The sequence below is a fragment of the Nocardioides sp. genome, assembly GCF_047607365.1.
Lineage (GTDB): Bacteria > Actinomycetota > Actinomycetes > Propionibacteriales > Nocardioidaceae > Nocardioides.
Genome location: NZ_JASGDD010000102.1, coordinates 1 through 9,490 on the forward strand (window position 1 = coordinate 1; position 9,490 = coordinate 9,490).

At 72.6% G+C, this 9,490-nt stretch carries 9 protein-coding genes and 1 tRNA gene; 8 read left to right on the plus strand and 2 right to left on the minus strand.

Annotation, left to right across the window (positions count from 1 at the left end; genetic code table 11):
- From QM572_RS07685 to QM572_RS07695, 3 genes are all read left to right on the plus strand, one after another.
- Positions 1 to 505 (plus strand): FtsB family cell division protein (locus QM572_RS07685; RefSeq protein ID WP_415091710.1); only part of this gene is annotated, 505 nt, incomplete at its 5' end.
- Positions 502 to 1,038 (plus strand): DUF501 domain-containing protein, encoded by a 537-nt coding sequence (locus tag QM572_RS07690; protein WP_415091712.1) that lies wholly within the window; start codon positions 502 to 504, stop codon positions 1,036 to 1,038. The genes QM572_RS07685 and QM572_RS07690, both read left to right, overlap by 4 nt.
- A 52-nt stretch (positions 1,039 to 1,090) precedes the next feature.
- Positions 1,091 to 2,041: an exopolyphosphatase gene (locus QM572_RS07695; RefSeq protein WP_415091714.1), complete on the plus strand. Its 951-nt coding sequence runs from the start codon at positions 1,091 to 1,093 to the stop codon at positions 2,039 to 2,041.
- Positions 2,042 to 2,156: 115 nt separating this feature from the next.
- Here the strand turns inward: QM572_RS07695 and QM572_RS07700 are convergent.
- Positions 2,157 to 2,232, minus strand: a tRNA-Leu gene (locus tag QM572_RS07700).
- A gap of 133 nt (positions 2,233 to 2,365) precedes the next feature.
- On the opposite strand from QM572_RS07700, the gene QM572_RS07705 reads away from it, so the two are divergent.
- Entirely contained in the window at positions 2,366 to 2,698 is a 333-nt protein-coding gene (locus QM572_RS07705) for a hypothetical protein (RefSeq protein WP_415091716.1), read from the plus strand.
- A gap of 104 nt (positions 2,699 to 2,802) precedes the next feature.
- Entirely contained in the window at positions 2,803 to 3,606 is an 804-nt protein-coding gene (locus tag QM572_RS07710) for a Bax inhibitor-1/YccA family membrane protein (RefSeq protein ID WP_415091718.1), read from the plus strand.
- 76 nt (positions 3,607 to 3,682) lie between these two features.
- On the opposite strand, the gene QM572_RS07715 is transcribed toward QM572_RS07710, so the two are convergent.
- Positions 3,683 to 4,462, minus strand: a complete 780-nt coding sequence (locus QM572_RS07715; RefSeq protein ID WP_415091720.1) for an SGNH/GDSL hydrolase family protein — start codon at positions 4,460 to 4,462, stop codon at positions 3,683 to 3,685.
- A gap of 101 nt (positions 4,463 to 4,563) precedes the next feature.
- Between QM572_RS07715 and QM572_RS07720 the strand changes: the two genes are divergently transcribed.
- The 3 genes from QM572_RS07720 to cydD form a co-directional block, all read left to right on the plus strand.
- The gene (locus QM572_RS07720) at positions 4,564 to 6,018 is read left to right on the plus strand and encodes a cytochrome ubiquinol oxidase subunit I (RefSeq protein ID WP_415091722.1); all 1,455 of its coding nucleotides are present in this window, start codon (positions 4,564 to 4,566) and stop codon (positions 6,016 to 6,018) included.
- Positions 6,019 to 6,042: 24 nt separating this feature from the next.
- Positions 6,043 to 7,056: a cytochrome d ubiquinol oxidase subunit II gene (gene cydB, locus QM572_RS07725; protein ID WP_415091726.1), complete on the plus strand. Its 1,014-nt coding sequence runs from the start codon at positions 6,043 to 6,045 to the stop codon at positions 7,054 to 7,056.
- Positions 7,057 to 7,059: 3 nt separating this feature from the next.
- Positions 7,060 to 9,490 (plus strand): thiol reductant ABC exporter subunit CydD (gene cydD, locus QM572_RS07730; RefSeq protein WP_415091724.1); only part of this gene is annotated, 2,431 nt, incomplete at its 3' end.

Sequence of the window (9,490 nt, forward strand, 5' to 3'; positions counted from 1 at the left end):
GCGTGCGGCCGCCGCTGCCGCCGCGGCCCGGCTGAAGCGGGTCGACCCGCGAGCCAACCCCAAGCTCACCGGCCGGGCGATCGTGCTCGTGCTGGTCTGTGCCGTCCTCGTCCTCTCCTTCGCGTCCTCGCTCCAGGCCTACCTCCAGCAGCGCCGCAGCATCGACGACATGAAGTCCCAGATCACCGCCCGCCAGCAGGCGATCAAGGACCTGGAGACCGAGAAGGCCCGGTGGAGCGACCCGTCCTACGTCGAGCAGCAGGCGCGACAGCGGTTCGGCTACGTGATGCCGGGGGAGACGTCGTACGTCGCCCTCGACGCCGACGGCAACCGCATCCAGCCCGCCGGCGAGCTCAGCGATCCCTCGACGGTGGGGGAGAAGCAGGAGTCCGCCTGGTGGGCGGACGTGTGGGACTCGGTCGAGCTGGCGGGCGATCCGCCCGCGGAGGCGGACCAGCCCACCCAGAGGATCACCGAGCCGGACACGACGACAGGGAAGAAGTGAGCGAACCCATCGCCCCGGCCGACGTCGAGGCGGTCGCGGCCCAGCTCGGCCGGGTGCCCCGGGGCATCCACGAGATCGGCCATCGCTGTCCCTGCTCGCTGCCCGACGTGGTCACCACCGAGCCGCGGCTGCCGGACGGCACGCCGTTCCCGACGACCTACTACCTCACCTGTCCGACCGCCACGGGTCGCATCTCCACCCTGGAGTCCGAGGGCGTGATGAAGCGGATGGAGGCCCGGCTCGCCGAGGATCCCGAGCTCGCCGACGCGTATCGGGGTGCCCATGAGGCCTACCTCGCCGCGCGGTCGGCGATCGCGGAGGCCGAGGGGCTCGACGTCCCGGAGATCGAGGGGATCTCCGCCGGCGGGATGCCGACCCGGGTCAAGTGCCTGCACGTCCTCGCCGGCCAGGCGCTCGCCCAGGGCCGCGGCGTCAACCCGCTCGGCGACGAGGTGCTCGACGCCCTCGGCCCGTGGTGGCAGGGCGGCTCGTGCGTGCCCTCGCTGGCCGGGCCGGCCGGGGCCGAGTCGTGACGGGGTCCTCTGGCGTCGCTCGGCGCGCCCCGGTCCGGGCCCCGCTGTGCCCGTGTCCTCCCGGGGCGACCTCGTGACGCGGGTCGCGGCGATCGACTGCGGCACCAACACGATCAAGCTCCTCATCGGCAGGATCGAGGACGGCCCCGACGACCCTCGGCTCACGGTCGAGGTGAAGGAGGCGCGGATGGTCCGCCTGGGGGAGGGCCTCGACCAGTCCGGCGTCATCGGCGAGGCGGCTCTCGAGCGGGCCTTCGCCGCCCTGGACGAGTACGCCGCGACGATCGCCTCCCACGACGTCGACCGGGTCCGCTTCGTGGCCACGTCGGCCACCCGCGACGCCGCGAACGCCGACGTCTTCACCGCAGGCGTCCACGCACGGCTCGGCGTCGACCCCGAGGTGGTCGCGGGCACGGAGGAGGCCGCCCTGGCCTTCGACGGCGCGGTCCGGAACCTCGCCGCGGCGCCCGGTCTGCCGGTGCTCGTCGTCGACATCGGCGGCGGCTCCACCGAGCTGATCCGCGGCGACGCCCTGGACGCCCCGCCGAGCGCGGCGCACTCGATGCAGATCGGCTCCGTCCGCCTGCACGAGCGCCACCTGCGCTCGGATCCTCCGACCATGGAGGAGGTCGCCGCCTGCGTGCGCGACATCGACGACGCGCTCGACCGGAGTCCCGTGGACGCCCGGCGGGCCTGTTCCGTGGTGGGCGTCGCGGGCACGATCACGACGATCGCCGCGGGGGTGCTCGGGCTGCCGGCGTACGACCGCGAGGCCATCGACCAGGCGGAGCTGCCGGTCGAGGCGGTGCACGAGATGGTGGATCGGCTCGTCGCCATGACCGTGGGCGAGCGGCTGACGCTGGGCTGGATGCATCCCGGGCGCGCCGACGTCATCGCGGCCGGCGGGCTCATCCTCAGCCGGATCCTGCGGCGCGTCCCGGTCGGGACGCTCGTGGTGTCGGAGTCCGACATCCTCGACGGCATCGCCTGGTCGCTCGGCTGACCGATCGCCGCGGAGCGGCCGGGCCTCGGGGCCGCGACGGTCGCCGTGCTCCGGTCTCGCCGCGACCTCCCAAGGCTCACCCTCCCATCGGTCTCCGGGGGAGGATCTGAGCCCGTGCGGGCGATGGGATTCGAACCCATACGTTCGACAGGACTTTTAAGGTCCCCGGCTCGCCGTTGGCCTACGCCCGCCGCGCGACCAGCGTAAGGGCCTGGGTCCCAAACTCGTCGTCCGAAGGGATGCACTTCCCGGATTCGGTGTCGCGTCGCGGCCTCGGTGGTGCACGATGACGCCAGCACAGGATGGGCACAGGAGGAGGGCACCATGGCACTGGGCGGCAGCAGCACCTCGTGGACGATGGGCAGCATCCTGTCCCGCCTCGTGGTCTCGGAGGCGGACGTCGAGATCTGCGCGGGGCCGCACCGGCACCGAGGCGTCTACCAGGGCGCCGGGGAGTTCCTCGTCATGCTCAAGTCCGGCTCCGACGTGGTCGCCATCCAGCTCGCCGCGATCACCAGCGTGCGCGTGATCGGCGGCGACGCCGCTCTGCCCGCCCCGCGCAGCGCGGTCGAGGATCTCGACGACCTGGTCGACGCGGTGGACCTCGTCGACGTCGAGGAGCTCGACACCGTCCTGCTGGCCGACCTCATCGACTGATCCGCCGATCCGGGGCCGATCGGGCGGAACTTTCCAGGCGCCTGCCGCGTTCATCATGATGAGCCGGTAGTCCACCGGCGACCCGGCCTCAACAGGAGACCACGATGCAGAGCAACAACCCGATCTTCAACCGCTCCGAGGGCTTCAACGGCAAGGCGTACGCCGGCTTCGGCGACGCGCCCGTGGCCACGACGACGCAGACCCGGACCAGCTACGGCACCGGGCGCATGACGATCGACTCCGTCGTCCAGTCGACGGCGGCCAGCGTCGCGATCGTCATCGTCGCCGCTGCGGTCACCTGGCTGGTCTCGCCCGCGGTCAGCCCCGAGACGGGCATCCCGTCGAGCCTCGTGGCGGCCTCCACCATCGGTGGCGGGGCCGCCTTCATCCTCTCGATGGTCAACTCGTTCAAGCGGGTCATCAGCCCCGCGCTCGTGATCGCGTTCGCGGTCGCGGAGGGCGTCGCCCTCGGCGCGCTCAGCGAGGTCTTCAACGCGGTCTACGGCGGCGGCCTCATCGTGCAGGCGGTGCTCGGCACCTTCGCCGCGTTCGCCGGCACGCTGGCGGCGTACAAGGTCCTCGACATCAAGGTCGGGCAGAAGTTCCGCACCTTCGTCGTCGCGGCCATGTTCGGCATGGTGGCGCTCAGCCTGCTCGAGGTCGTGCTCGGCCTCTTCGGCAGCGGCCTCGGCCTCTTCGACGACGGCGCCATGGGCCTCGTCTTCGCCGCCGCCGGCCTGGTGCTCGGCGTCTTCATGCTGATCCTCGACTTCGACTTCGTCGAGAACGGCATCCGCGCGGGCCTGGACGAGCGCGAGTCGTGGCGCGCGGCCTTCGCCATGACGGTGAGCCTGGTCTGGATCTACACCAACCTGCTCCGGATCCTGGCGATCCTGCAGAACGACTGACCCACCCCTCTCCTCCGTCGACGTCATCCGGGCCGGTCGCCAGCGCGACCGGCCCGGATGACGTACGCCTAGAGGGCTAGAGCACGCGGACGACCTCGTCGACGAGGACCAGCGCCACGGTCCGGTAGCCGGCGGCGCTCGGGTGGAACCGGTCGGGGCCGAACATCGAGACGGGATCGGCGTCGAACTCCGGCCCGAGCAGCGATCCCAGGGCGACCGCATGGCCCCCGGCCACCTCGACCGCGATCCGCTGCACCTCGGCCAGCCGGCGGCAGAGGGTGCGGATCACCTCGCGCAGCGGCGGCAGGATCGGCTTGATCGTGCCGAGGTCGGGACAGGTGCCGACCACCACCGTGACGCCGTGGCGACGCAGCGCGGCCACGGCGTCCTTCATGTAGCGGGCCGCGCGGGCGCGGGGCACGAAGTGGGTCACGTCGTTGGCGCCGACGAGGATCACGGCGACGTCCACGCCGTCGTCGAGGGCGAGGGCCACCTGGGTCGCCAGGTCGAAGCTGCGCGCCCCCACGACGGCGTACGAGCGCAGGTCGACGCGTCGGCCCGTCCGTTCGGCGAGGCCCTGGGCGAGGGGGTACGCCAGGGTCTCCTCGGGCACGTCGACGCCGTAGCCGGCGGCCGAGGAGTCGCCGATCACGCCGAGGCGCAGCAGCGAGGAGGCGTCGCCGTCGCCGTAGGTCCCGGCGGGATCCGGAACGGGGTGGATCGCCCTGCCGATGCGGTTGCGCGCCAGGCGGGCCTCGGCGACGAGCAGCGCGGTGAAGCCCGCCCCGGCGATCGTGAGTCCGCCGCCGCCCCTGCCGGCAGAGGCGACCTTCCAGGCCGTGCGAAGAGTCCCCATCTCAGGTCGAGCCTACGGCACCGCATGACCGTGACGTACGGCACTCGCGGCCCGCTTGTGAAAAGTTGCACAAGCGGCTCGGGGAGGCGCATGGTGAGGGTGTGGACAGCATCCTCGACATCGCTCGATGGCAGTTCGGCATCACGACCGTCTACCACTTCCTGTTCGTCCCGCTCACCATCGGTCTCACCGCCCTCGTGGCGGTCCTGGAGACCTGCTGGCTGCGGGCAAAGAGCCCTGAGCGCAAGCAAGAGTGGCTCCGGCTGACGAAGTTCTTCGCCAAGCTCTTCCTCATCAACTTCGCCCTCGGTCTGGTCACGGGCATCGTGCAGGAGTTCCAGTTCGGCATGAACTGGAGCGACTACTCGCGCTTCGTCGGCGACGTCTTCGGGGCCCCGCTCGCCGTCGAGGCCCTCCTCGCCTTCTTCCTCGAGTCGACCTTCCTCGGCCTCTGGATCTTCGGCTGGGACCGCCTGCCCCGCGGCCTCCACGCGGCCTGCATGTGGCTGGTCCACCTCGGCACGCTGGCCTCGGCCTGGTTCATCCTCGCGGCCAACTCGTGGATGCAGCACCCCGTCGGCTACGCCTACGACGAGGCCACCGGCCGCGCCGAGCTCACGGACTTCTGGGCCGTGATGTTCAACAAGGTCCAGCTCGCCACCTTCCCGCACGTGATCCTGGCGTCGTACATGACCGCCGCGCTCTTCGTCGCCGGGATCTGCGGTTGGCGCTACTGGCGCGACGCCGAGGACCGGCAGCTCTACCGCCGCGGCATGCGGTTCGGCTCGGTGATCGCGATCGTCGCCTTCGTCGGCGTGGGCGTCACCGGCGACGTCCAGGGCAAGGTGATGACCGAGGTGCAGCCGATGAAGATGGCCGCGGCGGAGGCGCTGTGGGACACCTCCGACACCTGCGCGCCGTTCTCCGTGCTCACCATCGGCACCCGCGACGGCAAGCACAAGAAGTGGGCGCTCGAGGTGCCGTGCGTGCTCTCCTTCCTGGCCACGGGGCACTTCGACCAGAAGGTCGAAGGCATCAACCAGCTCCGCGAGACCTACCAGTCGACGTACGGCTCCGACCCGGGCGCGGCCTACTACTCGCCCGACGACTACACCCCGATCATCCCGATCACCTACTGGAGCTTCCGGTGGATGATGGGCCTCGGCGCGGCGTCGGCCGCGGGCGGCGCGCTGCTGCTCTGGCTCACCCGGAAGGGGAGGGTGCCGCCGTACCGCTGGATCGGGCCGCTCGCCCTGTCGCTTCCCGTCATGGCGCTGGCCGGCAACTCGGTCGGCTGGATCTTCACCGAGATGGGCCGTCAGCCGTGGGTGGTCTTCGGCCTGATGACCACCCGGAACGCGGTCTCGCCGGGCGTGTCGGTCCCCGAGGCGTGGATCTCGGTGATCGCGCTGACCCTCCTGTACGGCGTCCTGGCGGTGATCGAGGTCGGCCTGCTGATCAAGGTGGCGAAGGCGGGAGCACCGCCCTTCGAGGAGCCACCCTCCCCACGGCTCGGCGACAAGCCGGCCGACGGTCCGCTCACGTTCGCCTACTGAGATCGGCGGAGAGACATGCTTGGTCTGGAACTGCACACCGTCTGGTTCATCCTCATCGCCGTCCTGTGGACCGGCTACTTCGTCCTCGAGGGCTTCGACATGGGGGTCGGCATCCTGATGCCGTTCCTCGGCCGTGACGACCGTGAGCGACGGGCGATCATCAACACGATCGGCCCCGTGTGGGACGGCAACGAGGTCTGGCTGCTCACCGCGGGCGGCGCCACCTTCGCGGCGTTCCCGGAGTGGTATGCCACCCTCTTCTCCGGCTTCTACCTCCCGCTGCTGTTCATCCTGCTGGCGCTGATCTGCCGGGGGGTGGCCTTCGAGTACCGCCACCAGCGGCCCTCGGCGACCTGGAAGGGCTGGTGGGACCGGGCGATCTTCGTCGGCTCGATCGTGCCGGCGTTCCTGTGGGGCGTCGCGTTCGCGAACATCGTCCGGGGCGTGCCGATCGACGAGACCAAGGACTTCACCGGGAACCTGTTCACGCTGCTGAATCCGGTCGGTCTGCTCGGGGGAGTGGTGACGCTCTCGCTGTTCGTCACCCACGGCGCGATCTATCTGACGCTGAAGTCGACCGGTGACATCCGGCTGCGGGCGCGCCGGGTCGCTCTCGCCGTCGCCGGCGTCGCCGCCGTCGCGGCGGTCGTCTTCCTGATGTGGGCTCAGCTGCACACCGGCAACGCCGGCTCGGCCGTCCTCTTCCTCGCCGCGGCGCTCTCGCTGGTCGGAGGATGGGCCGCGATCCGCGCCGACCGCGAGGGATGGGCCTTCGTCGGCACCTTCGTCTGCCTCGCGCTCGCGGTGGCGGGGCTCTTCGCGGCGCTCTTCCCGGACGTGATGCCGTCCTCGACGTCGCCGGACTTCTCCCTCACCGTCGACAACGCCTCGGCGACGCCGTACACGCTCAAGGTGATGACGTGGGTCGCGCTGGTCTTCACCCCGCTGGTGCTGGCCTATCAGGCCTGGACCTACTGGGTCTTCCGCCACCGGGTGTCGGTCGATCACATCCCGGACGAGCTCGCCGAGGTGCACTGACCCGTGGCCGGCCCCCTCGATCCCTCGGTCCGCCGCGCGCTCGCCCCGGCGCGGCGGCCGATGGGAGTGGTCGTCCTCGCGGGCGTCGCCGGCGCGCTGCTGCTCATCGGGCAGGCGTTCGCCGTCTCGCGGCTGATCCTGGCGGCGATCGGTCCGGGCGCGGTCGCGCCCTGGGCCGGGCTCGTGGTCGCCGCGTTCGCCGCGCGGGCGCTCGCCGGATGGGTCTCCGACGTGGCCGCGGCCCGTGCCGCGAGCCAGGTCGGCGCCGACGTACGCCGTCGGGTGCTGAGCCACGCGCTCGAGCGTCCCGACGGCCGGTCGACGGGGTCGCTGATCGCGCTCGCGACGCGCGGAGCGGCGGCAGTGGAGCCCTATCTCACCCGCTACGTTCCGGCGCTGGTGCTGGCGGCGGTGCTGCCGCCGCTGGTCCTCGCGGCGATCGCGGTCCGCGACCCGTGGTCGGCCGCGATCGTGCTCCTCACGCTGCCGCTCATCCCGGTCTTCGGCATCCTCGTCGGGCTCGCCACCCGTGACCAGGCCGACTCGCAGTGGCGGGCGATGGCCGACCTGGCCGGCCACTTCCTCGACGTGATGCGCGGGCTGCCGACGCTCGTCGCGTTCCGGCGGGCCCGGGCGCAGTCCGCGGTGATCGGAGCGGTCACCGATCGCTACCGCCGGCGGACGATGCGCACCCTGCGGATCGCCTTCGTCTCCTCGGCGGTGCTCGAGCTGATCGCCACGCTGTCGGTCGCCGTCGTCGCCGTCACCATCGGCCTCCGGCTCGCCTCGGGCTCGGTGTCGCTCTCGGTCGCGCTGCCCGTGCTCCTGCTCGCCCCCGAGGCGTACTGGCCGCTGCGCCGGGTGGGCGCCGAGTTCCACGCCTCGGCGGAGGGGCTCGCGGTCTTCACGTCCCTCGTCGGGCCGGCCGGCGCGGCGGACGGCTTCGCCGATCCCGGGCGCGACGAGGACTCCGCCCAGGTGGGCTTCTCGTCCCCGTCGGCCGCCGCGACGCGACGAGAGTCCCACCTGGGCGGGGTTCGTGCCAGTGGCGTCGGGGTGACGCTCGACGGGGTCTCGCTGACCTACCCGGGGCGCGCGGTCCCCGCGCTGGCCGCGACGTCGCTGGCCGTCTCCGGACCCGGCGTCACCGCCCTCGTCGGGCCCTCCGGCTGCGGGAAGTCCACGCTGCTCGCGATCCTCGGCGGGGAGCTCGTCCCGACGACCGGTGCCGCCCGCGCCGGTGCCGTCGCGCTGACCGATCCGGCCTGGCGGACCCACGTCGCGTGGCTGCCCCAGCGGCCGGTGTTCCTCGCCGGATCGGTCGCCGACAACCTCCGCATCGCCCGCCCCGACGCGACCGCCGACGAGCTCGGGGACGTCCTCGCCCGGGTCGGCCTGGACCGCCGGCTCCCCGACGTCGACGCCGGGATCGGCGAGGACGGGCTCGCGCTGTCGGCCGGAGAGCGCGCTCGCCTCGCCCTCGCGCGCGTCCTCCTCGCCGACCGTCCCGTCGTCCTCCTCGACGAGCCCACCGCCCATCTCGATCCCGCCACCGAGCAGGTCATCGCCGACGTCGTACGCGACCTCGGCCGCACCCGCACCGTCGTCCTCGTCGCCCACCGCCCGGCGCTCCTCGCCCTCGCCGACCACGTCGTCGAGCTCCCCCGCGACGGCGGGGACGCGTCGGACGACCTTGTCGGCCCGCTTCCCGGCCGCGTCGTCGGCCTCACCCGTGAGGGCGCGGGCTCGACCGATGGCTCCGGCGAAGCCGGCACCGGCCTCACCGGACCCGGCGCTCCGACCGGCACCCCGGCCGGCGCGACGGACGAGACCCGCGGCGAACGGGTGCGACATGGGGGCGCCTGGGGGTGGGTCCTCGAAGGGCTCGCGTCGGCCTGCGGCGTGGCTCTGACGGCGACGGCCGGCTGGCTCATCGTGCGGGCCTCGACGCAGCCAGGCGTGCTGACGCTCACCGTCGCGATCGTCGGGGTGCGGGCGTTCGGCATCGCGCGTCCGGTCCTGCGGTACGCCGAGCGGCTGGTCGCCCACGACCGTGCCCTGCGACTGCTGGCAAGGACGCGGGTAGGCGTCTACGACGCCCTGGTGCCGCTGGTGCCCGGCCGTCTGGGGCGCCGGCGCGGTGACCTGCTGGCCAGCGTGGTCGACGACGTCGACGCGGTGCTCGACCGGGAGCTGCGGGTCCGGATCCCGGTCGGCGGCTTCGTGCTGACCGGCATCCTCACCACCGCCGTCGCGACGGTGCTCGACCCGCGTGCCGGCCTCGTCGTGGCCCTCCTCGCGGCCGTCGCCGGGCCGAGCGCCTTCGCCCTCGCCCGGCGAGGCGCGGAGGAGGCCGAGCGTCGGGCGGTCACCGCGCGCGCGGTGCTGAGCGAGCGCGTCGCCGACGCCGTCCAGGCCGCCGACGAGCTGCGCC

Bases quoted from the DNA above. Each gene is read 5' to 3' on its own strand.
- QM572_RS07705 (WP_415091716.1), top strand. From the start codon at position 2,366: ATGGCACTGGGCGGCAGCAGCACCTCGTGGACGATGGGCAGCATCCTG.
- QM572_RS07710 (WP_415091718.1), top strand. From the start codon at position 2,803: ATGCAGAGCAACAACCCGATCTTCAACCGCTCCGAGGGCTTCAACGGC.
- QM572_RS07715 (WP_415091720.1), bottom strand. From the start codon at position 4,462: ATGGGGACTCTTCGCACGGCCTGGAAGGTCGCCTCTGCCGGCAGGGGC.